This window comes from Pigmentiphaga daeguensis, from assembly GCF_039523035.1.
GTDB classification, from domain to species: domain Bacteria; phylum Pseudomonadota; class Gammaproteobacteria; order Burkholderiales; family Burkholderiaceae_B; genus Pigmentiphaga; species Pigmentiphaga daeguensis.
Genome location: NZ_BAAAEN010000041.1, coordinates 1 through 22,236, shown reverse-complemented (window position 1 = coordinate 22,236; position 22,236 = coordinate 1). Strand labels below are relative to the sequence as shown.

Genomic DNA, 22,236 nt, shown 5'->3' with positions numbered 1-22,236 from the left:
CCCATGCTCGATATCGCTCTGCTGCGCAAAGACACCCAGGCGGTGGCCGCCCGGCTCAAGGACCGGGGCTACACGCTAGACCTCGACGGCTTCAACTCGCTCGAGTCGCGGCGCAAGTCGGTGCAGACGGAGACCGAAACCCTGCAGGCCCGCCGCAACGCGCTGGCCAAGCAGATCGGCATGCTCAAGGCCAAGGGCGAGGACGCCTCCGCCGTGCTGGCCGAATCCCAGGCCATCCCGGCCCGCCTGAAGGCGCTCGAGGAAGACCTGGCCGGCATTCAGCGCGACCTGCAGGACATGCTGCTGGCCGTGCCCAACCTGCCGCACGCCAGCGTCCCCAACGGCGCCTCCAGCGACGACAACGTCGAGGTGCGCCGCTGGAGTCGCGACGGCAACGACCCCGCGCCGCTGCCCTTCGAGGCCAGGGACCACGTCGCCCTGGGCGAACCGCTGGGCCTGGACTTCGAGACCGCCGTCAAACTGTCCGGCTCGCGCTTCACCCTGATGCGCGGCCCCATCGCCCGCCTGCACCGCGCCCTGGCGCAGTTCATGCTGGACGTCCAGACCGGCGAGCACGGCTACACCGAGTGCTACACGCCCTACATCGTCAACACCGCCACCCTGATCGGCACCGGCCAGCTGCCCAAGTTCAAGGACGACATGTTCTGGGTCACCAAGGGCGGCGAATCGGTCGACGAGAACGGCAACGCCGTGCCGCGCGAAGACCTCTACCTGATCTCCACCTCCGAGATCACCCTGACCAACACTGTGCGCGGCGAGATCGTCAACGCCGAATCGCTGCCCATCAAGCTGACCGCCCACACCCCGTGCTTCCGCTCCGAGGCGGGCAGCGCCGGCCGCGACACCCGCGGCATGATCCGCCAGCACCAGTTCGACAAGGTCGAGATGGTGCAGATCGTTCATCCCGAACGCTCCTACGACGCGCTCGAGGAAATGGTCGGCCACGCCGAAGCCGTGCTGCGCAAGCTCGGCCTGCCGTACCGCGTCGTCCTGCTCTGCACCGGCGACATGGGCTTCGGCGCCGCCAAGACCTACGACCTGGAAGTCTGGCTGCCGGCCCAGGGCGCGTATCGCGAGATTTCTTCCGTGTCCAACTGTGAGGCGTTCCAGGCCCGCCGCCTGCAGGCGCGCTTCCGCAACGCCCAGGGCAAGCCCGAACTGCTGCATACGCTCAACGGTTCCGGACTGGCCGTGGGACGGGCGCTGGTCGCGGTTTTGGAGAACTACCAGCAGGCCGACGGCAGCATCGTCGTGCCCGAGGCCCTGCGGCCCTACATGGGCGGGGTGGAGCGACTCACTCCGTAACATTCGTCGCCTGCCTGATCCTCCGGGGTGCGTTAGGGTTGAAAAACCTACATCCCGGAGGAGCCAGCCATGTTGAAGTGGGCACTGATCTTTTTCGTGATTTCCATCATCGCCGCGCTGTTCGGATTCACCGGCATCGCCGCCGGCGCCGCCGCCATCGCCAAGTTCCTGTTCTTCCTGTTCCTGATCCTGTTCGTGATCTTCCTGGTGCTGGGGCTCACGGTGTACAAGAAAATCACGGATTAGCGACGGCAAGACACAGCGCGAATTTCTGTGCTATATTTGCGGGCTGTTGTCTGGTTCCGGCCACGGGCCAGGCAAGCACTGAAAGGTGCACGGAGAGGTGGCAGAGTGGTCGAATGTACCTGACTCGAAATCAGGCGTACGGTAACCCCGTACCGTGGGTTCGAATCCCACCCTCTCCGCCAGTCAAATCAATGACTTACGTCATTCCTGAAAGGTCGCTTCGGCGGCCTTTTTTGTTGGGGTGGTGGGGGATTTATTGACCGGCTGCCTCACATCCAATCGAGGCTGGTCCTCGGCGTCCTATACTCTCTGTCCATGTAGGAACCGAAGTGATGGACAAAGACGACAACGGCATCCTAGGTCAGCTCCACGGCGAGGCCATCGCCCAGGCGACCAATGCGCTGCCCGACCCCGCAACCGCCACGGACCTCAACCCCAGCGTGTTAATCACCGTCGAGCGTGTCGGCCGGGTTCGGATCCGATTCGTCCGAAAGCAGGCCAGGCGGGCGAAACATTCGCACTATTTCTGGGCTGCGACGCGGGCCGAGCGGGTCAGCTCTTCTGCGCCAGCAGATCCGACTTGAGCTTGCCGCCGGCCGTGCTGCCGAAGTAGTACGACATGACATTGTTCCAGGCCGTGCCCAACACCCCCAGCATGATGAATAGCGCCTCCCTGGCGCCGCCTGGCACATCGGTGAATAGCAGCAGACCCAGGACGCAGAAAAAGCCCGCTGTGACAGCATAGGCCAGCACCCGGTTGGTGCCGTCCTTCAGTTCCGATTCTCGCTTCCGGGCGCTGGCGCGGTCATCGGCTGCGATCCGCTCGAGCGCTTGGGTGTTCTGATAACCCAGTTCCTGCATGCGCAGCGCGAACTGCTGGTCGGCCTGCTTGAGCGCCAGCAGGTCCGCCTGCGTGGCGCCGGCTAGCGCCCCCTTGATGGCTGCCTCGGTCTTTTCCGACAGGCCAAGGGCATCGGCAATTGCCGTCACGGCCAGACCACCCAGTGGGCCGCCCAGGGCAGTGCCGAGCCACGGCGCGGCGGTCGATACAAGCGATTTCCAGTCCATCATGCGTCCTCCGCGGCGTACCGCAGGTTGCCGACGATGCGGCGGGCCCATCCCTTGCCGAAGGTCGGCCAGGTGGACAGTTTGGTGTAGAACTCCAGGCGCTCGGCATTGAAGCGGGCGAGTACGTCGGTAACAGGCATGGCCTTGATCGCGCCCAGCGTCATAGGCCCCACAGCGCCGTCATCGGCCACACCCGCGGCGCGCTGTAGGAAACGGATGGCGTTGCCAATCCCGTGGTTCACCGCAGCGTCGAAGACCTGGAACGCGATCGCGCCGTCGTACTGGTCAGCGCGGGCGCGTCCCCAATACGCTACGCGGTAGATCTCCTTGGCTTGTTCGCGCGTCAAACTGCGCATGTCGCCGGTGTAACCGGCCTCGCGCGCGGCGCGCAGGGTGATGCCCCAGTTCGTCTCGCCGCCCGGGTCGTCGGGATGGTTCGTGTAGCCGCCCTCATGGCCGATGAGGCGCTCGAATGCTTGATCGAAGGTCATGGCTTGCCATCCTCATCGAGCGCGGGCTTGCGCGGCTTGCGGCCGATCAATCCGAGGTTGTATTCCACGTTCCCCAGCCGGAATTCGATGATGGCCAGCTTGTTCTGAGTGGTCTGGGTAGCCTCATTCGCCGTCCGAACTGTGCTAGTCAACTCACCTACGGTGTCGACCAGCCGGTTCAGCGTGAAATACATCGTAATGAGCCCCCACACAATGACGACCGCGCCACTTAGTAGCCACGGCAGCGGGATGCGTGGGTCGATCAGCCTTGATGAGTTGCGCGAAGTGCGATCTGTGTCCATGTTCACCGCTCCACCGTGATGTCCCAGGTGTTGGAGGGAGGGTCGATGGCGCCGGCCGTCACGTTCAGCAGGTCAATGGAAACCGTATCGGCAGCACTGACGCGCCCGGGTGACGTTTGCACGATGCCGGCGGGCAGCGCGTTCCGGGGGGAGGCGGTCACGGCGCGGCCGACGACAGCCCCGGGGACCGACGCGGTGACCGTAGCGACCGCACCCGCAGCGATGGATGGCGGGTCGATCGCGGCCGACGCGGCAAAGGATGATCCGAAGGCCAGGGGGGTAACCGTGCTCCCCAGCGTACCCATGCGGGTTGAGAACTGGCTGTACACCACGCCGGCGCTCGACGCCATGTAATTGCACTGGTGGTCGACGAGCGATCTATCGGCGAGGGTGCCGCCCCGCGACACGGTATCCATCTCCCCCGCCGAGAGTGCCTTTGTGAAGAACGCCGTAGCGCCCATCGATGAGGCGAAGGCCTGGCCGCCGGCTGCATTGAAGAGGCAATAGTCGGAGTCGATAGCACTACCTTCGCCTGGCGCCGCCCCGTTGCTGATGGGGGTACCATTCAGTTTTATGCCGTCGATCCAGAGCTCGAAGATACCGCCTCGGCGCAAGACAAAAACGTCGGCATAACCACCGCGCCAGAACTTGGCTACGTCGTAGAAAATGCGCCCAGAATAATCGGCGTCAATATCCGCCCCCAGCACTTCGACGATTGCGTTATTCGAAGCGTCGAAGTAGCACCACATGGCCGCCGTCGAGCGCCCCAGGTTGCTGCGGCCAGCAATCGCCAACGTGCGCGCGCCGCTCTTTGTCCGGATGTCGAACGCGCGCACCCACACGGTGAAATCGCCCGTTGAAACGCGGCTGGCGGGCCAAACCACCATCTTGTTCGCATCGGAGGGGAAAGCCACGCCGCCGCCAGGCTGGGGCTTATAGGGAGCAACCCACTTGATCCGGCTCGGATCGTCTGCGGCGATAAAGTAGCCCGACGTGCCGCCGTTGCGCGCAATTGCAAATTCGCCATCGATAGGACCGACCGCGATATAGACGCCGTTCGGGATGGACGAGTCCACCGCTGCGGGATCGACGCAGTTGGCATCGATGCTGATATTTCCCAGACGGCAGGCCGGCCCGGCACGGAAGAAAAATTCGCGCGTATGCAGCGATCGGTCAGTCTGGAATACGCGCTGGAAGTTTGAGCGGATCGTCAGGTTGTTGATGCGCCCCGTGACCAGCGTCCCGTCGATCTCAAATGGATAGCGACCGATGCCCGTGAGGTTGTCCGAATACAGACTGGTGTCGATCTCGAGGTTTTCATAGCCGCCCTCGAGCGCGGCACTGAAATTGACATATACGCCGATTCCCTGCGTTCCACGATGGCCGGTGGGTCGGTCGGGCTGCGGGGCCGCTTTCAGCATAGCGCGAATGTTCCGCGAAAGACCTGCCTCCGTGCGTGTGACGATGATGCCCGATACATCGAAATTCGCAACGGTCGCGTCGATGTCGATGTTGCTCGAGTTGGCGCAGTAAACGCCACGGTGCACCGTATCCACGTTGGCGGTTAGCAGGCCGCCATCGACGCCGAACGCGGCAATCCCATAGCCGATATTCTTGCCGGAGGCCGCCAGCGACGACCGCTGCAGGCTCCCTCCAGACGAGATGGCGTAGCTCAATCCCTTTCCCGATACCCGCACTCGGTTCTCGATGTTGGTGCCGGACGAGCAATACACGCCTCGATACCCGAGTCGGTACATCTGATCGACGGGCCGCTCTTCCCCCTCGATGATGACGTCGATATCGACGTTGTTGCAGTTCCGATAGCGAATCACGGCGCGGCCGTAGTCAGCCAACGTGTACTGGGGCGTCCCGGTAATGCCGATCATGGATGTCGCCGACTGGTATGAGAACGACACACCAGGCGTCACGGCCGACACCACGAAATAGCCATCGGCCGCGGGATTTGACAGGCCTCGCACGATGATCTCGCTGCCAACCGTGAGCGAGTGCGACGAATCGAAGATGGTGACCAACGTGCCGGCAACGGACGCGGACGTGCCGGTCTTCCAGACAGCAGGAATGGGCGGCGTGATGAGTTTTCCCTTTCCCCAGATCTGGAGCCGCGATAGCTCCTCGAAGAAAGCCACAGCGCCATTCGCCGGTGCCTGCACCAAGTACGTGCCGATCAACTCGATGCCGCCGCCGCCCCATCCGTTGATCCGGTCCTGAAGGATCTTCCATGCTGCTGAATCGTCGTGTATGCCATCGCCAACGGCGCCGTAGTCTTCGGGAGTGACACGTTCTCTCTGCTTGTCAATTTGGGTTCTCTTGACCGCCCCGGCCCCAGCCTGCAGGAAGAATCCATCGGTTGCGCCGATTCCGTCTTGCAATTCCGCGACGGTTTCAGAGACCTCCCCGACAGCCTGCATCGCGGAGAATGCAGTGTCGGTAATATACCGGTCCCAAACCAAGTTTCCGTACTGGTCGTACACCACCTGTCGATAGGCGCCCGTCCCCCAGATGGTTGCCTGACCGGCGGCGTTGAGCACGACGGGATTGGTATTCAGGATTGTCTGAGCAGCGTCCTGATACGTGTCCTTGAGGGTCGTGGTGTTCGGGATGTAGAAATAGACCTTCCCGCCGACCAGGGGCTTGCCATTCAGGTCAATGAATTGCTGGACCCCGTTTGGTAGTAAAGTGCTCCTGTCAATCTCCTACTGAGCGCGCGGCATGGAATTCACGGCGACTTTTTGGGTTTTCGTGGGCATCTATTGCGTGGCCCACTTCATCTACGGGTTGTGGGAAGGCTTTCATGGGCTACGGCCTAGCGGGCTTATCTTTGGAGACCCCCAGCCGCGCCAGGCCACCAGTCCCTTCGTAAGCGAGGGATGGGTACAAGAGCCGTTGCAGCGGAGTGATCTGCGTGAATGGGAGCGGACCACCGGCTGCACCCTGGAGAGCCGCGACTTGCCCGCGGTTTACCGCACGCGACGCAATCAGATTCGCCAGCCCGGTGCTGCCAAGCATTGAGTTGGCCAGGCGACCGCCGACGACCGTCCCCGCCGTCGTCAGTGGCGCAAAGGTCGCTCCGGGCACCAGGGAACTCACGCCGGCTAGAGTTTGAAGACGCTGGGCGGTCCCTGAATCTCCCATTCGCCCCTTCAAGAACTGCGCAGCGATATCCGCCAGTTCCCCAAGATCCGCCGACTTGATTCCCCTGGCGTTGGCCAGTTTGGCCGCCGAGATGTCTCCTTCCGCCCCCCTCGACGCAAGCTTTTGCAGCTCCATCAGGTTGCCCCACTGTTGCCTTGTTTTCGCAAAGGAGGCGCCTCGATCGGGTAATGATCGATTCAGCGCATCCATGAGGGAGGTTCGCATTTCCCTGGCGTAGTAGGCCAACGTCGAATCATTGCTCTTGCCGAGCCGGTCCAGCCCAGTCTTGATGTTGTAGGCCGCATCGGCGTCGATGATGTCACCCGGCTTGACCTTGTCCAAGATGTTGTCGACTTGGCGCGCGATGACCCCGTACTGCTGGTCGGTCATCTCGTTGCGGGCGTTCGTAAGAATACGGCCCAGGTCATTCTGGAACGTTTGGTCAGCGTTGACTGCGTTGCTTTTCAGAACTCGATCAAACTCGGCTCCCAGTCGCTTTTCCGCGTCCTTGACCGCCTGCGTCACATTGGAAGTGTTCTCGCCGATAGTGCGCGACACGGCGGTATTGAATTGCTTCTGTTGTTTGGAGAGCGCGCCGCTTTTGCCTGAAAACGGCACGTAGTCCAGCGTCGCGGACACCGCGTTCACCGGCTTGCTGTTGATCAACTGGTCGGGACGGATGTCGATACCGCGCTGTTTGGCCGCCTGTGCCAAGGCGCCGACTTCTGGCGAGACATCCCCGCCCACTGCGCTGCTGATGCCGCGGCCTAGCGCGCGCAGACCAGCGCCAGCCGCAGGCAACGCGCCACCGATTGCCGCGCCACCGCTGATATTGCTGCGCTGCGCTGTATCGTAGTCGCCGCTGATGACCGGGGTCACGGCGCCAAAGCCGGCGCCCTGCAATGCGCCTCCGGCCATCGACCCGAGCAGACGCCCCAACGCCGGCGAGCGGGCCAGAAGCTGCTCGCCCAGCGCTGCGCCGCGAACGATGGGCGCGGCAGCAGCCGGTCCGGCGACCATGAGCGGCGCGACGGACCCAGCCAAACGGCCAACGCCGGCCGCAGCAGAGCCCGGCGTGGCGGCCTGGTACTCAGACTCCCGCCGCGCGATTTCGGCGTCTCTGGAGCCCAGGATTGAAGCTAGAGCGCTCCTGTCATATCCCAGATCGGCCAGGATCTTGGCGCCGGTGTGGACAGATTCCTGTCCTATGCCGGCCGGCAGGTCGGTCAAGCCCTGATAGGCACCACGCACAAAGTTCTTCGTCGCACGCCCTAGCCCCTCGATCGCGGCAATTGCGGGGTTCTTTTCCGGTTCCGGAGTTGTCCCTCCCATGCCCAGCACCAGCGCGCCGTCTTCCGCGCGCGATTGGGAGGTGCCCCCGGATTGATTCAGCATCTGCCATACGGGGTCTGCCGCAAGCCGCTCGGACACCTCACGCCCACCACCGGCGGTCGGTTGATCGTTCAGCATCTGCCAAAGCGGGTCGGACGCCAGTTTGTCGGTCATGGGCGCAGCCTCGGCAGAAGGAAAGATGGCGGCGGCCGCGCGCTCCACCCAAGAATCACGCTTGGCCATGGCTGGGACGCCGGGGCGCAGAAATTGCTCGGTGAACACTCGGCCAGCGGCTTTTGGGTCGTCGGTTCCGCGAATGGCGTCCAACACCGCGCCTTCCGGCGTGTTGGTCAATTCGTGCACCAGGAACTGGTAGTTCGCCTCGGGATCCTTCACGTCCAGGCCGAAATGCTTGGCGAACGCTTCGAACTGCTGGCGCCGCGGTCCGGTCCACTGCGCCCAGCCGAAGCCCCCGCGCGACCCCGGAACGGCCGGCTGGCGCTCGTTGATGGCCTGCAATCCCGCGCTCTCGTACCCCAGGGCGCCGACGATGCCAGCGGCCTGCTGGGGAGTGATACCCAGGTCCTGGGACAGGCGTGCTGCGACCTGGGGCGCGAGCGCTTCGAACTGGGCCATCAGAACGCCCCCACTTCCGACATCTTGCGGTACGACTCCATCAAGGCCTTGCGTTTCTCTGGCTTGAGCGAGGCGATATAGGACCGCTGCTGCTCAGGCGGCAGGTTGCGCAGTTCCATGACGTCAGGGTTGAAGGCGTTCGACCAGCGGCGCTCGAACTCGGGCAGCTTGGCCATATTGCCGCCGTGCTGTTCCACCCACGCTTGCGCCGCGTTGTTCTTGGCGATGACGCCGGTCTGGAGGGCCTTGACGTACTGGATGGCGTCTCGCAAGGCGCCCGGGTTCATGTTTTGCGGGTCGGGCTGGCCCTGCGTGAACGTGGACAGGCGTGCGTCCGAGCCCGAATATCCGGCGGCCGAAGCAGCCTGTGCGCCGGCATTCGCCAGGTACTTCTTGAGGGACTGGAAGTTCTGCACATCCCCGCCTTCATCTTGCAGCCCCAGGGACTGCAGGATGGTCGGCAGAAACAGTTTTGCGTTTGCCGCCACGCCCGAGGTGCCCGCGCCGGCCAGCGCCTCCAGGGCGCGGTCGTAGCCGTTGATCGCCGTGGGCGCATTGTTTGCAGACTCGACCAGCGAGTTGTAGCGATCCGCCGCGGCGGCGGCAACCTTATCCTGCCCCAACACCGGCGCCGTGGGGAGGAATCCGCTGGGAGCACTTCCGGGCTGTCCCTGACCACCAGCAGGTGCGCCAGTGCCGCCCACGGTTGCGCCAAGCGGTACGGTGCCTTGCTGGCCATCGACAAACACGGGAACACGCGTTGCCGCTTCGCCCGGTGAAAGGGTTTTGGGCACAACTGCCGCGGTCGAGATCTGGCCGGTGATGGGATCCCGGTTCGTCAGCAGTTGCGCGCCGCCGGTGTCGACAGCGCCGCCCTGGGGCAGCAGCCCGATCTGTTCCTGCGTCCGTTGGAGGCCGATCCAGTGCTGACGCAGCCAGGACTGCAGCTCTTTGGGGTCGGAAGGAATCTGTGTTGCATATTGCTGCGCCTGCTCGGGCGTCATCATCCCGAGTTGGACACCGTTCGCCAGCGTGCGGATCACGTCCTGAGGTGTGGCGCGCTCGCCCATGTTCACCAGCGAGCCAAGCTGGCCGCCGAAGAAGCTGAGTTGCTTCTGCGCGATATCGAGCTGCTTGGCCTTCGCCTCCAGTTGAGCGTTGGATAGCTGCTGGAACTTGCCCAGGTACTCGGGGATGTTGTAGGCGCCAGCACCCTGCGAGAGCAATTGCGTGAACTTGGCTTGGTCGATCTGTCCCGTAACAGGATCGGTCGAAAGCTTCGCGGCTTCGGACGCGGCCTTGTTGGCCTCCATCTGCTGGGTCAGCGCGCGTTGTTGCAGCAGGTTGCCCTGCAGACCAATCAGACCCTGTACGCCGCTGGCGAGACGCGAGTAGTCCGGTAGTCGGATCTGGGATGCGTAATCGACCATCAGTGCACCTTCGAGTAATCGACGTATTTCACGCCGTTGACCTCGATGACGGCGTCAGGATCGGCCTGTTCCACCTCCTGCGCCATGACGCCGATCTGAAGCGTGGGATCGCCCTTGTAGCGGTACCGGTAGAGCGTATGGCCCTTCTTCGTGCGACCGATGGGTTCGATGTCTGCCTTGGTGCGCATGTCGGAAAGCAGCGCGTAGATACCTGCGGCCGACATGCCGAGATTCCCCAGATTCCCCAGCGTGCTCGCGTTGGCATTGGCAGCGCCGATGAGGCCCGAGCCCTGCGCGGCCGCGCCTTGCTGGGCCAGGTTGCCGATGTTGGAGGCCGTCTGCATGCCGGCATTGCCCACGCCCGCGGCGGCGTTCTGGCCGAGACCTGCAAGACCGGAAAAGCGGTTGAACTGGTCCGATGCCAGCCCATAGTTCGCCTGGAACTGCTGCAACGCGCGGTTGTACTGGTCGCCGTAGGTCTGGTTCGCCAGGCCGGTGGCGAAATTCAGCAGGCCCTTGCTTTGGGCACCCGAGAGGCCCATACCCTGGGCCGACGCCTGGTTGTTCAACGCCTTGAGGCCCTGCTGCAGCGTGAACTGGTAGCCGGGCGTCTGTTCGAGCTGCGAGGCATCGAACTGAAAGGGCGTTGTCAGGTACGACGACATGGCGTTCGAGTTGCCGACGCCAGGACCGGCGCCCAGCATACCGAGCAGCCCCTGGAGACCCTGACCGCCAGCCTGCATGTAGGGTTGCAGATTTTCCTGGAGACGATTGAACATCTCCATCTGCTTGTCGATGCCATACCGCGTGGCTTCGGCAGAAAGGTTGCCCGCCTGCAGGGCGGCGTCGGCCTGATCGCCGGTACCGAGTATGTCTCCAACGATATCCCTAGCAAGCTCCCATAAATATCAACGCATGAGGCCGTCCATTTCGGATCAGGGCCGCGGAAATGCGTCCCTCCTCGACGAAACCACATGAGCGCGCCAGACGCAGTGCGGCCCGATTCCATTCGGCGATCGGCGCGGCAAACTTCTTGGCTCCCCGGCGTCGCATCTCGGCGATGCATGCCATCACCCAGGGCTGCACGTTCGTTGCGCCCTTCAACATAGCGACGTGGATTTCGTACATCGTTTGAGTGCACTTCTTGAACATCGCAAACCCCCGTCCCTGATGCGCGAAGCACACCGCGCGGGGGCTGCATATGTAGCTTTCAGGCGAAACCCCATCCTCCGCCACCCAGCGCCACACGCGCGGATCGCGCATGACGCGAGTAACGAATTCGGGGCTCGCCTGGACCAGCATCACGTTAGGATCCCCGCATTGCGCAGAGCGGTCTGCAGGGCGTTGATCTTGGCGGCCAGCGTGGCCACGGCATCGGCAGCGGTGGCGTTGTCGGTCACAGCGGCGATTGTGTTGCCGCCCGACGTGCCACCGCTGTTATCCGTCAGGTTCGGAACGCTGGCGGCTTTCTTGACCACGCCGGCCGTGCTGGTGGTGGCCGCCGGCGCATTGCTGCCGGCGTATGCCGCCACCTCCTTGACCGATGTGGTAGCTTGCCCCGTTCCGCCGTGGCTGATGTAAAGCTGTTCATTGCCGTTGAGTGCCATGCTGGCCTCCTTTAGGTGTTGGGCAGGTACTCTGCGCCGCTGATGGTCAGGTTCGCGCCGTTGCCATCGGCATAGATCTGCGCCCCGGCTTCCAGCTTGTGATTGATCGCTTGCCAGGGCGTCGAGACACCTCCGGCTGGGACGTTGCACAGCGCCACGCGGTACTTCGCGTCGAACGCCTCGCCGGAGGGCACAACGTAAATCGCGACAGTGATGGGCGCCCCCGTGGCGTTGGTGGCGCTGGCCGCTTGAATCGTGGTTTGGGTCGCCGCCGGTGCCGTGTAAACGCTGGCCGCCGTTCCGGTCAGCGCGGCGCCCTTGACGAGTTCTTTCCAGTTGGTTGCCATGATTTCCTCATAGTCCGTCGAGTTTGGCTTTATCTGCGGCGCTCATGAAGCCGGCGGATGTCGGGGTAGCGACGGCATGCAATTCCGGCGCTTCGTGGATGCCGTGCACCCATATTTCAGGCGGCAACCGGCCCGGCGACTGGAACGTCGGGATCTCGGACGGCAGCCAGTCGCCGCGAACCTGCGGGGATGCCTCGGAGTCAGGGATGGCTGCCGGGGCCGACAGTCGAATCGGCACCAGCGACTCGCACCGCTGCAATGCCTCGGCCGCCATACATCCGATAACGCCCATCGCCGCCGCCTGCGCAACATCTACTGGCATCTGGCCCTCATCGAGGGCTGCCTGGATCTGCGCCAAGGCATTCCCGTACTGCTGGTCCTCAACCGCGGCCTGCAGGTCACGGACGATCCTGGTCAACAGGCTCAGATCGCCGCCCTCGCCGCCCCCGGTGCGATTCCAGAGCGTCAGGAAGAAGCGCCACCAGACCTCAGCGAAGCGCCCACCGGACGCCAAGGCGGCCGATTGAGGAAGAGGAATGTCGCTCCGGGTATCCATCACTGATTCGCCGATTTATATTGCACGAACGCGCCGTTCAGTGCGGTATGGACGGGCGCGGACCACGACAGCTCAAACACACGATCGCGGGCCATGCCCAGGCGCTGGAATTGGATCGATTTCAGGTAGTCGCCCTCGGCGCCAAAGGACGCGCGGATCGGATTGCCCCACGTGCGCCCCGCGGTGTCGGAATAGCGCAAGAACACCGGGACTTCCTGGTTGCCTGCCCCCGTCCCGACCTGAAACGCCGCGATGAACTCCCGGTACATCACCCGGCTGGAATCGTCGTCCACCATGTGCGGAAACGATCGGATGCGAGCCACCGGGCCGCCGTCGTCAGTCATGGCCAGCGGATCCAGGCGGTACAGGTTGCCATTTTCCCAGTCGCCGACGATGGGCTGCCCATATGCGAATGCGAAGCAGGCGGCGCGGTGACGGTTGAACGCACCTTCCTGGTCCAGCCACAGCCACTCGTGCCATTGGCTCGTGCTCAGGTCGAACACCCACGTCTTGTTGGCGGTCGGGAACGTCAGCACGTACCAGAAGTGGCCGTCGATCTGCATGGTGAACGCTTGGGCGTCGTCCACGCGCGGGTAACTTTGGATTTCGTTCTCGATCGCGTGCGTCGAGATCCGGGCGGCCGCGTAATCCTCTGTTCGCACGACGATGCACTTGCCTTGCGGCGACTGCGACAGCCAGTACACCGAGCCGTCCATTTGCGCGACGGAGAATGGAGCGATGCAGCCGTGCTGGATGAATGCGCCCGGCATGCGAGCATACGGGAAGAGGTCTCCGCCGGCGTTGTACCAAACCTCGGTGGTCAATGTTCCCAGCAGGAACAGGTATCGCTTGGTGATTGCCAGCGTGACGAGCTTGTCGCTGAATCCCACCTTGCTGGCGAAATCGGTCGCATCGAACTCGGTTTGGAACGCCAGCGAGATGTAGAACTGCGTGGTTCCCGTTCGCGGCAGCACAAAGAACCCATCCGAATACTGGACCGTGTTGCCGCCGTAGAACGAGTCCTGCGTGATGGGGACGAACTGGTTATCGTCCAATCGGATGGTATAGCCGGCCGACGTATTGTCCACCAGCACGATCGACGTTCCGTTGTCGACCATGGAGCACGGGCCGGACGACGAGGCGATGGCTCCGAGCTCAGTCAGAGTTCCGTCTTCCGCAATCGCATAGACGCCGGCGCCGCAGACGCCATAGAGCGTTCCGTTGGACGCGGTATAGAGGCATCGCCACCCTGAGCGCGCAGACTGCGCCATCCGCACCAGCCCCGGGGTGGGATAGTGCGTCGTGGGGAAGGTCGAATCCTTCGGATTCAGCTCCATGTAGAGGTTCACGCACCGCTGCGCGCTGGCGATGAGGGACTTCGCCATGTACGCGCCGGTGGTGAGCGCAACCTTAGCCCTAGCCTGCGCTCCCGATGTAGTAATCGCCGTAGATGTTGTACGAGCCGCCGCGCCCCTGGAGGCTGCCAGGCATCTGCAGGCGAGGTATTTGAGCGTTGGCCTCTTCGATGATGCGCATCGAAGCCTCCGCCTTCTTCGCCACGATCTCGTTCACCGGCAGCCCGTAGAAGGGGTACAGCTCGAGCGTCAGATTCCACATCAGCGCCGCCTTGTACTCCGGCGGCAGCGTGATTTCTTCGTCCATGCCAGCGAACTGCTGCAACTGCTGCATGACCGTGATGTGGATTTCGTACTGATTGTTCGGCACCGGCCAGGGGAAGAGATTGCCTAGCGGATTGGCGGCATCGTAGAAGATGAACTGCGGGAACGCATTGAGCGTTTTCAGACCGATGCGGTTGTAGTCCTCACGCGCGCGCAGGATCGTGAACGGATAGTCCACCGGCAATTGCTGATTGAATTGCTGGCGGAAAAACGCCGATTCCAGCTTGGAGGGCCGCGGGATGTCGAAGTCCCCACCAGGACCGACCGTGTACGAGATCTGACCCGTGGCGACCTTCGATGCCGTCACGAGTTCGTACACCATGTAGCGACGCCGCTGCCATTGCGCCATCATCATGTTCAGGAGGTTGAACGAGTCGTTCATGTCCTCGGCGTCCGCCGTCTGGCCGACACCCAGCACGTTGGCCGTTTTTAGGGCCAACTCGATGATGTCGCTCGGCGTGGTGGGCAGCGGAACGGACCTGGTTTACCCCTGCGCCGCGGCGATCTTCTCGCGCAGCTTATCCAGACCGGTGGCCGGATGCACCTTCAGGCCCAGTTCTTTGGCTTGTGCCAGCAGGGCCTCCCGTTCGGCGTCGGCAGCCGGATCACCGCCTTCCTTCTTGTCCGCGGTCACGATCGCCTCTTCTTCGGCATTCTCGACCAGGATCTGTGAGCCGTCGGCCAGCGTTACCCACTTGGGGAACTCCTGGAACACGTACGGCGCGGTGAAATCTCGATTGTTCATGGGATCTCCCGTGGAGGGAGGGCCGAAGCCCTCCCTGTTGACTTACACCACGTCGGCGACGACGCAGGCCCATTCCGGTCGGATTGCCGCGAAGCCGTACAGGATGTCCATACGGGTGATCAGGGCGTCGTTCATGACGTCGTATGCCTCGATCATGCGCAGGCTGACACCGTCGAACTCGGCGCGCGCGGCCTGTACGACACCTGCCGTTGGCATTTCCAGGTCAGCGGTCGCCAGCGTGAACGCTTCCGGATAGAACGCGAGGTTCTGGCGGTAGCTGGAGCCGGCAGTCGCCACGAGCGAGATCGCCGCCGAGTTTGCGGGCGAGGCCGTGACAGTGTTGTACGCTGCAGGGGCCGGCACGATGGCGGGGTAGATCGGGATGGAGGTCGCCCCGGATGCCACGTTGGCCGTCACGACGAACTGCCGCAGTTCGCCCTGGGTCTGGCCGGTCAGGCGGTTGATGGCGTTCACGCCGGCGATCGTGATGATGTCGCCCTTGTTCAGGGTTCCCGTGATGGCATTGACCACAAGGGTATTGCCCGTCTGCCCGGCACCGTTGACCGTACCGGCAGAGAAGGTGCCCACCGTGTGGATCTTGGTCGTCTGGTCGTACATCCAGTCGAAACCCAGGGTGTCCTTGGTGATCAGGCCGGTCTCGTACTGCCCGCTGATTTTCTGCTGCGGGTTGAACAGGCCGGCCAGGGTGCCGACGGTATTCGCCTGGGTGATGGGGTCCAGGATGATCTGGCGATCCATGCGAGGGGCCAGGTTCTGGTCCAGGTAAGCGCCGGCGCGCAGCCAGGTCTGCGGAATCGGACTTGCCAGGTTGCCCCCGGCCGTGTTCATGACCAGCGTGGCGGACGAGTCGGCCAGCGTCATCAGGTCCCCGGCCACCGCGGCCGCCAGACGATTGACCGCCGGCGCCAGGATGCGCTCGGAGAAGTCGTCCAGGGACATCGTTTTCTCGGCAGTGCCGAACGACACGGGGACGTGCTTCTGGGTGGCCACGGTGAGCGTGGTGTTCTGCTCGTTCGTGCCCTGGGGCGTGATCGCCGGGCCGGTGCCGACCAGGTAGTCGTTGGGCAGGCGGATGCGCAGCGTGTTGCCGATCTTGGCGCCGGTGCGCGCGAATTGGTCGTCGTATTGACGCGACACGGTCCGCAGGAAGGCGTTGGTCTGCGTGAACAGACGAACCGCCTCGTTGGTGATCATGTCGATGGTAAGAAGCGAATTGGCCCTGATAGCCTCCGTTGAGCAAAGGGAGAGAAAGCGCGGGATTGCGCTTGCTGTCTCTGCCCTCGGGAGACTGATTCCGGGCCAACCGACGATTTGTACTGCCGGGCTCGCCTACACCCTTTGCCCCTTGCGGGTTACCACCCATGCCGTGCGGCACGTGCGGCAAATGTAGGCCTCAAACCTGAGGTTTTGCAACTACCGACGCCGCGCGGTCTGATTGCGCCAAGCCATCCACGCCTTGGTGTCCTTCGGATCGGGCTCCGCGCCTTCCGCGCGGCCGTTGCCGTCTATGGGGGCAATCGGGGCCGGCGCCGAGGAGATCGCCTTGGTGTAGGCCTGGACCGCCTTGGGGGCCAATTTGGCCATCTCGATCGCCATCTGCACCGGCGGCAGCCCCGAAATGCGCATGGCTTCCTCGATGTTGGCGGCATCCCCCAGGAACCGAACCACTTTTTCGGGATTGGGCATGCTCGTCAGGGCTTCCAGGAATTCGGGTGAGCCGATTCCGGCGATTTGGAGGTTCTGCACGGAGCGGTCGAACTCGTCGCCGAATTCCTTGCGGCCCGCCTCTTCGATGGAGGTGACCCGCTGGGCCATGGACTGTTGTTTGACGAGCGTCTGGGCCTCCTGAAGGGCCATCGTGCGCGCCAATTCCACCACGTTGGGGTGAACTTGAGGTTGCCCCTGGGGCTGTCCTTCCTGCTGCTGGGGGGCGGACGCCAACCGCTGTTCCAGCTCTGCGGCGCGGCGCTCGGCCGCTGCGGCGCGTTCGTCGGCAGCCTTCTTGGCCGCCGTCAGCTCACCAAAGCGGCGAATCGCCCACTCGGGCGGGTCGGCCCGGGGTTTTTCGGGCGGCGTAGCAGTCTCGGTGCTCGTCGTCGCGCCTTGGGCGCCAGGTTGCTGCTCGGCGGCAGCCGGTTGTTCCACGGCAGTTTCGCTCATGTGTTCCTCTTCAGGGTTGGCCTACTGGTTTGCCCAGGTCGGTGACGACCAGGCCGGTTGCGTATGCCTCGGCGCCGGACAGGCCGGGGATATCTTGGCCAGCCGACAAGGGCGGTGCCTCCAAGGCTTCGGTGCTGCTTTGGAGTCCGAGGGCCGCGAGCATCTCAGGCGAGAGAACCGCCAGGAGCTTGTCCAGCCGGTCCGTGGTCGCCTTGAACGCATCGATCTGGGACTTGCGCTCGTTCTCCATGCGCAGCGCCAGATGATTCAACGCGTCGGTATCGACCTGCTGCTTGGCGATCTTCAGTTCCTCGGTGCGGTCCTGAAGCGCCTGTTGCAGTTGCTGGATGATCTGGGCCGCCTGTTCGAGCTGGCCCATCAGTTGTTTCTCGGACGCGGTGGCGCCATCGCCGCGCACCTCGGGCGGGATCCAGTTGCGGATGCGCTCGGCGATGGCATCGGACATCGGGAAATCGCCCATTTTGGCGAACAGGTCGCCGATGACCTGCGCGAGCTGCGGCACGCCGGTGATCAGTTCCTTCATCGCCTGAAATGCCTCTTCGCGGCGCGTGTCGAAATTCGGCCCCGCTTTGGCCACCACGTCATAGGTGCCCACGGCCGGATTGAAGATCGAGCGAATGACGTTGTTCTCGGCGTCGCGTTCTTGCTGGAGAGCTACACGAGCCTGCGGATCCACTTGGATCTGCGATTCCTGGCCGTCCTCGCCCATGATCCGGATGACGCGCCGCGTGTCGTAGATTTTGGGAATCAGGTCGATGAGTTGCTTGCCGGTGAACCGCAGTGCGTTGGCCAGGTTGTCCAGATAGTGGAACGTGGCACGCTCGCCCTGATCTTTGCGATTGTCCAGCGCCACACCGGACAACTCTTGCGTCTGCTTGCCGAACGTGGCCTCGTATTGACCGCTGGCCATCATCATCTCGATGGCGGCAGCTTGCATGCCGGCGGTGAACGCCTCGGCCGCCTGGGGCGGCTGCGGCCGCTCGGGCTTCGGGATGGGGTTGCCGTTCTCGTCCATCCCGTTGTAGGCCAGGTATGCATGGTTCTCGCGGTTCGCGGTGGCCCAGTAGTTCTCCAGCCCCTCGAACGCCTCCAGCGGGCCCACCCACGGCGTCTTGGTCTGCAACGCGCCGAATTCCACCTGAGCCGACGTGTTGTAGTTGTACATGCGCTGGGGATCCTTCAGGTATCGCACGAGTCCCTTGCGGTCCATCTTGCCGTCGATGACGATCTCTTCGCCCACCACGCGGATGACGGGGATCCATTTGCCGGCCCAGGTATTGCGCTCCAGGACCTGGTTGCCCGCGATCAGGTACCAGCGGATGGTGCGCTTGTCGACACGGCGCCGGCGCACTTCCTCTCCGTTCGTGGCCAGTTCCTTGAGGAGATCCCGCTCCAGCGGCGACAGTTCGGACTCCCGTTTGAACGCAAACCCGCCGCCCTCGTTCGGAATGGCATACATCCATTCCTTGCCTTCCTCGACCTCGTAATACTCGGCGATGCGCACCGAATCCTTGGTCAGCCAGCCGGACTCGGTCACGTTCATGCCGACCAGCGAGGGCGCGACGTTGGGGTATTTCGCCTCGAACTGCGCGCGCGGCATGTCGTCGTAGATGATGCAGAACGTCGCGTCCGATCCGTCTTTACGCTTGACCGGCGACATGTAGACCGCCAGCGGGTCCGGCACCGGCCGGATGAATATCTCCTGATCGAACCCGTTGTCGTCGGCGTAATCCGTGACGATGCGCCAATAGCCGATGCCGCCACCCACCTGGCACTCGCAGGCGTTCATGTAGGCCGTTTGCGCGTCGGAGGCATACTCGATGTGTCGGATGATGTTCTCGAACACCATGGCGGCCTCGTACGTCGCCTCGGAGCCCGTCGGATGGACGTGCAGTCCCGGCCGGTTCGCCTTGGCCTGGTTGACCACGTGAAGCCAGTGCGTGTGCGTCTTGTTGACGGTCAGCATGGGCTGGCCTTCCAGTTGACGCCGCGCGCGCACCGCGGGCAACCACTGTTCCTGGTTGTCGCTGTCGGCGAACAGGAACTTCATGTCGTCGGTGTAGAGTTGTCGTGCGGTGCGCTCCCAGGCGACGGCCTTGTCGAAGTTGCGGTGAGCCCGTGCAACGACGTCCTGATCTGCTTTAGTTTGGCGGGGCCTGATTCTCTCCTACATCCAGTAGCCGCCGGCGCTGCGCGAGGCGGTGATGACTTTCTTCTTGGGCGCCGGAGATCCGGCAGGATTGGTCTTGACGACTGCAAAGGTCAGTACAAAAGCATCCGCGCGGTCGGGAGACTTGCCGAACTCGGACTTGTATTCCTTCTTCGACTGCATGATCAGCAGTCCATCGCGATACTGGTAACGAACGCTGGCCAGTTGCGCCTTGAAATCGCCATCGGGAGCGAGGCACGCCGGATCATCGTTGAGATAGTCGCGGGCGGCCCTCCACATGCGGGCGCGCACGTTGTAGTTCTTGTTGTCCGACAGACGCGCACCAGTATGAACGCCTTGCACGAACTTGCTGTAGCGCCCCATCTTCAGTTGGTCATAGCAAGAGACCCCGGGGCCGTCGAGCTCGATGATGATCGCGTCAATCTCCCCTCCAGCTTCGACAAGGTCATCACACGTTGATTCGACTAGCGCCGCCAGTTGGGGGCCGGACAACCCCCGGCGCGTGATCTGCGGAAGATTCAACCTCCCACGTCGGCAGTGGATGACGCTCTCATCGTCTCCGAAGTGGGCTGCGTCAACCCCGATACGCCACTTGCCAATGGCTTGCACATCCGCCGGCCCGCGGCTCTGCGCGCGCGTGATTGCATCCCCGGATATGAAGGAATCGGTCACGGACGCGTTGTAGTCGATGTCGATTTCTTGGGCCACGATGACCGGATCCAGCGTCTGTCGCTGCTTCTGGTACCACGCTTCATCCTTGCGTGGGTCGTCGCGCCAGTGGAAGGTAAAGACAGGGATCTTCCCGCTATGGCGTTTGCGGTAGAAGGGATTGCCGTTGCCGTTGACGGTGGACAGATCGATCTTACAGTTCGACGTTTGGGATAGCGCCGCGTCGATTGCTTCGGCCCTGTCGTAGAACGCGGATTCGTCCTTGAAGTAGATCGACGTCCGGTTTCCCCGGCCGATGTTGTCGCCGGCTTCACCAACGATGGCCGAACCGTTCTCAGGGTTCAGGATGCGCATAGAAAGCGCATGTTTGGATTCGATGTATCCCGCTGGCCGCAGTTCCTGCGGCAGGAGCCGAACAAATTGACGGAGTTTCCAGAAGAGGGACTTAGGGTCGCCCAGCTTGTCGACGTACTCTTCCTTTCGGCTGCCGAATCCTATGACGGTGCCGGGGTAGAAGATCCACATCCAGGCGGCGATGGCCACGCAGAGCCAAGAAACGCCCATGTCGCGCGACTTCTCGGCCAGTCCATCCTCGCGGCCCTTCCAAAGGCCAACGACCCAATCCACGAATTCCGCTTGCTTGGGGAAGAGGACGAAGGGAATGACGGTGGGCAGTCCGATCTCTGCATTCCGAGGGTCGAACGTCATGCCCCAGTCGTCAATGAAGTTGATGGGGTTCTCGCGGTAGAACGCCTTCAGCCCAGGCAAGATCTCGGGCTGACTGCGCAGATTTTGTAGCCGCTGGCTGCGCATCTCGTAGATGCGCTCGTAGTCCGGCGTCCGAAAATCGAACCATTCAGGCGCTGCCATTGATCAACCGGAGGTACGCCTCTCCGGCCTCCACGTTAACGACGGCCTCGGTTTTTACGGGACCTCCGCCGTCGCCCACATGTTCCTGCACGACTCGGTCACCAAATCGCTTGGGATCGCGCATCCTCGCCAGCCATCGCAAATGATGGGCCAACTCGCGGGCGCGCGTCAGTCCTTCGCTGCCTTTCGCATTGATGATCTTGTCCATCGCCATTTCCGACAGTGCCTCGGCGGACATCATCCGCGCCATGTCGACTCGCTCTCGTCTATCCGCCTTGGCGGCCACCCAGCGAGTCAATTGGCTCCGGTGCACCCCCTTGCTGGCTGCAATGGCCGCCATCGTCTCGCCACCCTCGATCCGGTCGCAGATCTCGTCCAGTGCGCCGGGATAGTCGAATGCGCCGGTGCCGGACCCGCCCGTCAGATTCGCCGGCCGTTTACGAGCAGCCATGGGGTAGCCCTCATCCTCCGCGCCCGCATCTGGATATGCCGGCAGGTCGCCTCCAGCCGGCGGCGCTCGACCTCGCGGGCCAGCAGGTCGGTCAGGCGCTCATTGCCCAATTTGTCGCGCAGTTCAGCACGGCGCTTGACTGTGTCGGCGTAGGTCATGAGGTTTGCGTAGATCTCGTCAAGGGAGCGAATGTGGATCTTCATGTGGTTGCGGCGGCTGGATTCGAACCAACGACCTCCTGCTTAGGGGGCAGGCGCGCTACCAGGCTGCGCTACGCCGCCGTGGGGTTACTTGATGCCGTTGCCGCCCACGCGAGGCACGCCATTCAGCCGAACCGGTTCGGCCTTGGGTCCGGGGGGCGGCGCCATCTTCATGCTCTTGGCCGGGGCGGTGCGGCAACGCTCGGCATAGCCGGCGCCGGTGGACGCGCTGCCCCCTTTCAGTTCCTTGCTGGACATGGTCTGCTCCTGTTTCACGTGAGGGAGGATTGACACGGGCGAATGTAGGTATCGAACCTAGCGTTTTGCAAGCGTGAGCGGCTCCCGCAGGCGCTCCAGCACGCGGCGCCATGCAGGGTCGGCCAGCGGATCCCACTCAGGCCGCGTCATCAGGTTCAGAGCTCGCGGCGCGGCGCCCTCCGGACGATTGGAGTAGTCGAGCAGGTATTGCACGGGGTCGCGTCCGGGCGGCTGACCAGTGACTTCCTCGACCAGCGCTACCAGTCGGTCCATGGACACATTGCACGGGACAGCCAGCCCACGCCGGCGCAACTTGGCAGCGGCCGCGGCACGCACCTGGCCGCACCGGCGGCGTTCGGCCCAGGTCATCCCGGGATTGATTGCTGTGGCAATGGTCATGGCTACCTGTCGCATCCCTGACGATTATATAGACTCCCGCCGCTACCCCCTGTTCATGGCTCGTGCCGTTTTGCAAGCCCTGATTGAGGAACATGAGCA

The 22,236-nt window shown here is 63.2% G+C and carries 26 protein-coding genes and 2 tRNA genes; 5 read left to right on the top strand and 23 right to left on the bottom strand.

The features are described 5' to 3' along the window. The first annotated feature begins 3 nt into the window (after window positions 1-3). From serS to ABD104_RS28700, 4 genes are all read left to right on the top strand, one after another. On the top strand, window positions 4-1,326 hold the full coding sequence (serS, locus tag ABD104_RS28715) for a serine--tRNA ligase (RefSeq protein WP_343928734.1): 1,323 nt from the start codon (window positions 4-6) through the stop codon (window positions 1,324-1,326). A 69-nt stretch (window positions 1,327-1,395) separates the two neighbouring features. Further along, complete coding sequence (locus ABD104_RS28710) at window positions 1,396-1,572, top strand: DUF1328 family protein (RefSeq protein WP_087783244.1); 177 nt, start codon at window positions 1,396-1,398, stop codon at window positions 1,570-1,572. A gap of 91 nt (window positions 1,573-1,663) precedes the next feature. Continuing rightward, window positions 1,664-1,754, top strand: a tRNA-Ser gene (locus ABD104_RS28705). Window positions 1,755-1,904: 150 nt separating this feature from the next. Beyond that, window positions 1,905-2,156 carry a hypothetical protein gene (locus ABD104_RS28700; RefSeq protein ID WP_343928733.1) on the top strand — a complete coding sequence of 84 codons (252 nt, stop codon included), beginning with the start codon at window positions 1,905-1,907 and terminating at the stop codon, window positions 2,154-2,156. Here ABD104_RS28700 and ABD104_RS28695 read toward each other — a convergent pair. From ABD104_RS28695 to ABD104_RS28585, 23 genes are all read right to left on the bottom strand, one after another. Further along, window positions 2,125-2,643, bottom strand: a complete 519-nt coding sequence (locus ABD104_RS28695) for a hypothetical protein (protein WP_343928732.1) — start codon at window positions 2,641-2,643, stop codon at window positions 2,125-2,127. The two genes, ABD104_RS28700 and ABD104_RS28695, sit on opposite strands and share 32 nt — an antisense overlap. After that, the gene (locus ABD104_RS28690; RefSeq protein WP_343928731.1) at window positions 2,640-3,131 is read right to left on the bottom strand and encodes a glycoside hydrolase family 108 protein; all 492 of its coding nucleotides are present in this window, start codon (window positions 3,129-3,131) and stop codon (window positions 2,640-2,642) included. Before ABD104_RS28690 ends, ABD104_RS28695 begins: the two co-directional genes overlap by 4 nt. Further along, window positions 3,128-3,433, bottom strand: a complete 306-nt coding sequence (locus ABD104_RS28685; protein WP_343928730.1) for a hypothetical protein — start codon at window positions 3,431-3,433, stop codon at window positions 3,128-3,130. The genes ABD104_RS28690 and ABD104_RS28685 overlap by 4 nt, the downstream gene beginning before the upstream one ends. A gap of 2 nt (window positions 3,434-3,435) precedes the next feature. Continuing rightward, window positions 3,436-5,982, bottom strand: coding sequence for a hypothetical protein (locus tag ABD104_RS28680; protein WP_343928729.1), 2,547 nt, complete (start codon window positions 5,980-5,982; stop codon window positions 3,436-3,438). A gap of 268 nt (window positions 5,983-6,250) precedes the next feature. Next, window positions 6,251-8,554: a phage tail tip lysozyme gene (locus ABD104_RS28675; protein WP_343928728.1), complete on the bottom strand. Its 2,304-nt coding sequence runs from the start codon at window positions 8,552-8,554 to the stop codon at window positions 6,251-6,253. After that, on the bottom strand, window positions 8,554-9,984 hold the full coding sequence (locus tag ABD104_RS28670; RefSeq protein ID WP_343928727.1) for a hypothetical protein: 1,431 nt from the start codon (window positions 9,982-9,984) through the stop codon (window positions 8,554-8,556). Before ABD104_RS28670 ends, ABD104_RS28675 begins: the two co-directional genes overlap by 1 nt. Continuing rightward, complete coding sequence (locus ABD104_RS28665) at window positions 9,984-10,769, bottom strand: tail fiber domain-containing protein (RefSeq protein ID WP_343928726.1); 786 nt, start codon at window positions 10,767-10,769, stop codon at window positions 9,984-9,986. The genes ABD104_RS28670 and ABD104_RS28665 overlap by 1 nt, the downstream gene beginning before the upstream one ends. Before the next feature lie 103 nt (window positions 10,770-10,872). Beyond that, entirely contained in the window at window positions 10,873-11,289 is a 417-nt protein-coding gene (locus ABD104_RS28660) for a GNAT family N-acetyltransferase (protein ID WP_343928725.1), read from the bottom strand. Then, window positions 11,286-11,591, bottom strand: coding sequence for a hypothetical protein (locus tag ABD104_RS28655; RefSeq protein ID WP_343928724.1), 306 nt, complete (start codon window positions 11,589-11,591; stop codon window positions 11,286-11,288). Before ABD104_RS28655 ends, ABD104_RS28660 begins: the two co-directional genes overlap by 4 nt. 11 nt (window positions 11,592-11,602) lie before the next feature. Then, window positions 11,603-11,938, bottom strand: a complete 336-nt coding sequence (locus tag ABD104_RS28650) for a hypothetical protein (protein ID WP_343928723.1) — start codon at window positions 11,936-11,938, stop codon at window positions 11,603-11,605. A 7-nt stretch (window positions 11,939-11,945) separates the two neighbouring features. Continuing rightward, on the bottom strand, window positions 11,946-12,494 hold the full coding sequence (locus ABD104_RS28645) for a hypothetical protein (protein ID WP_343928722.1): 549 nt from the start codon (window positions 12,492-12,494) through the stop codon (window positions 11,946-11,948). Continuing rightward, complete coding sequence (locus ABD104_RS28640; protein ID WP_343928721.1) at window positions 12,494-13,879, bottom strand: packaged DNA stabilization protein; 1,386 nt, start codon at window positions 13,877-13,879, stop codon at window positions 12,494-12,496. Before ABD104_RS28640 ends, ABD104_RS28645 begins: the two co-directional genes overlap by 1 nt. A gap of 31 nt (window positions 13,880-13,910) precedes the next feature. Then, entirely contained in the window at window positions 13,911-14,555 is a 645-nt protein-coding gene (locus ABD104_RS28635; protein WP_343928720.1) for a hypothetical protein, read from the bottom strand. Window positions 14,556-14,657: 102 nt separating this feature from the next. Then, window positions 14,658-14,918, bottom strand: coding sequence for a hypothetical protein (locus tag ABD104_RS28630; RefSeq protein ID WP_343928719.1), 261 nt, complete (start codon window positions 14,916-14,918; stop codon window positions 14,658-14,660). Between the two features lie 42 nt (window positions 14,919-14,960). Next, window positions 14,961-16,133, bottom strand: coding sequence for a P22 phage major capsid protein family protein (locus tag ABD104_RS28625; protein WP_486352025.1), 1,173 nt, complete (start codon window positions 16,131-16,133; stop codon window positions 14,961-14,963). A gap of 219 nt (window positions 16,134-16,352) precedes the next feature. After that, window positions 16,353-17,099, bottom strand: coding sequence for a hypothetical protein (locus ABD104_RS28620; RefSeq protein WP_343928718.1), 747 nt, complete (start codon window positions 17,097-17,099; stop codon window positions 16,353-16,355). A 10-nt stretch (window positions 17,100-17,109) separates the two neighbouring features. Continuing rightward, on the bottom strand, window positions 17,110-19,281 hold the full coding sequence (locus tag ABD104_RS28615; protein WP_343928742.1) for a portal protein: 2,172 nt from the start codon (window positions 19,279-19,281) through the stop codon (window positions 17,110-17,112). Window positions 19,282-19,287: 6 nt separating this feature from the next. Further along, window positions 19,288-20,829, bottom strand: coding sequence for a terminase large subunit (locus ABD104_RS28610; protein ID WP_343928717.1), 1,542 nt, complete (start codon window positions 20,827-20,829; stop codon window positions 19,288-19,290). Beyond that, window positions 20,816-21,280, bottom strand: coding sequence for a terminase small subunit-like protein (locus ABD104_RS28605; RefSeq protein WP_343928716.1), 465 nt, complete (start codon window positions 21,278-21,280; stop codon window positions 20,816-20,818). Before ABD104_RS28605 ends, ABD104_RS28610 begins: the two co-directional genes overlap by 14 nt. Next, a complete protein-coding gene (locus tag ABD104_RS28600) occupies window positions 21,250-21,483 on the bottom strand; it encodes a hypothetical protein (RefSeq protein ID WP_343928715.1) in 234 nt (77 codons plus the stop codon). Before ABD104_RS28600 ends, ABD104_RS28605 begins: the two co-directional genes overlap by 31 nt. 1 nt (window position 21,484) lies before the next feature. Next, window positions 21,485-21,562: transfer RNA gene (locus tag ABD104_RS28595), tRNA-Arg, on the bottom strand. A gap of 5 nt (window positions 21,563-21,567) precedes the next feature. Continuing rightward, entirely contained in the window at window positions 21,568-21,738 is a 171-nt protein-coding gene (locus tag ABD104_RS28590) for a hypothetical protein (RefSeq protein WP_343928714.1), read from the bottom strand. A gap of 57 nt (window positions 21,739-21,795) precedes the next feature. Next, complete coding sequence (locus ABD104_RS28585; RefSeq protein WP_343928713.1) at window positions 21,796-22,011, bottom strand: hypothetical protein; 216 nt, start codon at window positions 22,009-22,011, stop codon at window positions 21,796-21,798. On the opposite strand from ABD104_RS28585, the gene ABD104_RS28580 reads away from it, so the two are divergent. Beyond that, window positions 22,010-22,236 (top strand): hypothetical protein (locus ABD104_RS28580; protein ID WP_343928712.1); only part of this gene is annotated, 227 nt, incomplete at its 3' end. The two genes, ABD104_RS28585 and ABD104_RS28580, sit on opposite strands and share 2 nt — an antisense overlap.

Coding starts and splice junctions, on each gene's coding strand:
- ABD104_RS28600 (WP_343928715.1), bottom strand. CDS start 21,483: ATGAAGATCCACATTCGCTCCCTTGACGAGATCTACGCAAACCTCATG.
- ABD104_RS28695 (WP_343928732.1), bottom strand. CDS start 2,643: ATGATGGACTGGAAATCGCTTGTATCGACCGCCGCGCCGTGGCTCGGC.
- ABD104_RS28650 (WP_343928723.1), bottom strand. CDS start 11,938: ATGGCAACCAACTGGAAAGAACTCGTCAAGGGCGCCGCGCTGACCGGA.
- ABD104_RS28630 (WP_343928719.1), bottom strand. CDS start 14,918: ATGAACAATCGAGATTTCACCGCGCCGTACGTGTTCCAGGAGTTCCCC.
- ABD104_RS28665 (WP_343928726.1), bottom strand. CDS start 10,769: ATGGAGATGTTCAATCGTCTCCAGGAAAATCTGCAACCCTACATGCAG.
- ABD104_RS28640 (WP_343928721.1), bottom strand. CDS start 13,879: ATGGCGAAGTCCCTCATCGCCAGCGCGCAGCGGTGCGTGAACCTCTAC.
- ABD104_RS28605 (WP_343928716.1), bottom strand. CDS start 21,280: ATGGCTGCTCGTAAACGGCCGGCGAATCTGACGGGCGGGTCCGGCACC.
- ABD104_RS28610 (WP_343928717.1), bottom strand. CDS start 20,829: ATGGCAGCGCCTGAATGGTTCGATTTTCGGACGCCGGACTACGAGCGC.
- ABD104_RS28645 (WP_343928722.1), bottom strand. CDS start 12,494: ATGGATACCCGGAGCGACATTCCTCTTCCTCAATCGGCCGCCTTGGCG.
- ABD104_RS28585 (WP_343928713.1), bottom strand. CDS start 22,011: ATGGACCGACTGGTAGCGCTGGTCGAGGAAGTCACTGGTCAGCCGCCC.
- ABD104_RS28685 (WP_343928730.1), bottom strand. CDS start 3,433: ATGGACACAGATCGCACTTCGCGCAACTCATCAAGGCTGATCGACCCA.
- ABD104_RS28690 (WP_343928731.1), bottom strand. CDS start 3,131: ATGACCTTCGATCAAGCATTCGAGCGCCTCATCGGCCATGAGGGCGGC.
- ABD104_RS28670 (WP_343928727.1), bottom strand. CDS start 9,984: ATGGTCGATTACGCATCCCAGATCCGACTACCGGACTACTCGCGTCTC.
- ABD104_RS28590 (WP_343928714.1), bottom strand. CDS start 21,738: ATGTCCAGCAAGGAACTGAAAGGGGGCAGCGCGTCCACCGGCGCCGGC.
- ABD104_RS28620 (WP_343928718.1), bottom strand. CDS start 17,099: ATGAGCGAAACTGCCGTGGAACAACCGGCTGCCGCCGAGCAGCAACCT.
- ABD104_RS28635 (WP_343928720.1), bottom strand. CDS start 14,555: ATGAACGACTCGTTCAACCTCCTGAACATGATGATGGCGCAATGGCAG.
- ABD104_RS28625 (WP_486352025.1), bottom strand. CDS start 16,133: ATGATCACCAACGAGGCGGTTCGTCTGTTCACGCAGACCAACGCCTTC.
- ABD104_RS28675 (WP_343928728.1), bottom strand. CDS start 8,554: ATGGCCCAGTTCGAAGCGCTCGCGCCCCAGGTCGCAGCACGCCTGTCC.
- serS (WP_343928734.1), top strand. CDS start 4: ATGCTCGATATCGCTCTGCTGCGCAAAGACACCCAGGCGGTGGCCGCC.
- ABD104_RS28700 (WP_343928733.1), top strand. CDS start 1,905: ATGGACAAAGACGACAACGGCATCCTAGGTCAGCTCCACGGCGAGGCC.
- ABD104_RS28710 (WP_087783244.1), top strand. CDS start 1,396: ATGTTGAAGTGGGCACTGATCTTTTTCGTGATTTCCATCATCGCCGCG.
- ABD104_RS28655 (WP_343928724.1), bottom strand. CDS start 11,591: ATGGCACTCAACGGCAATGAACAGCTTTACATCAGCCACGGCGGAACG.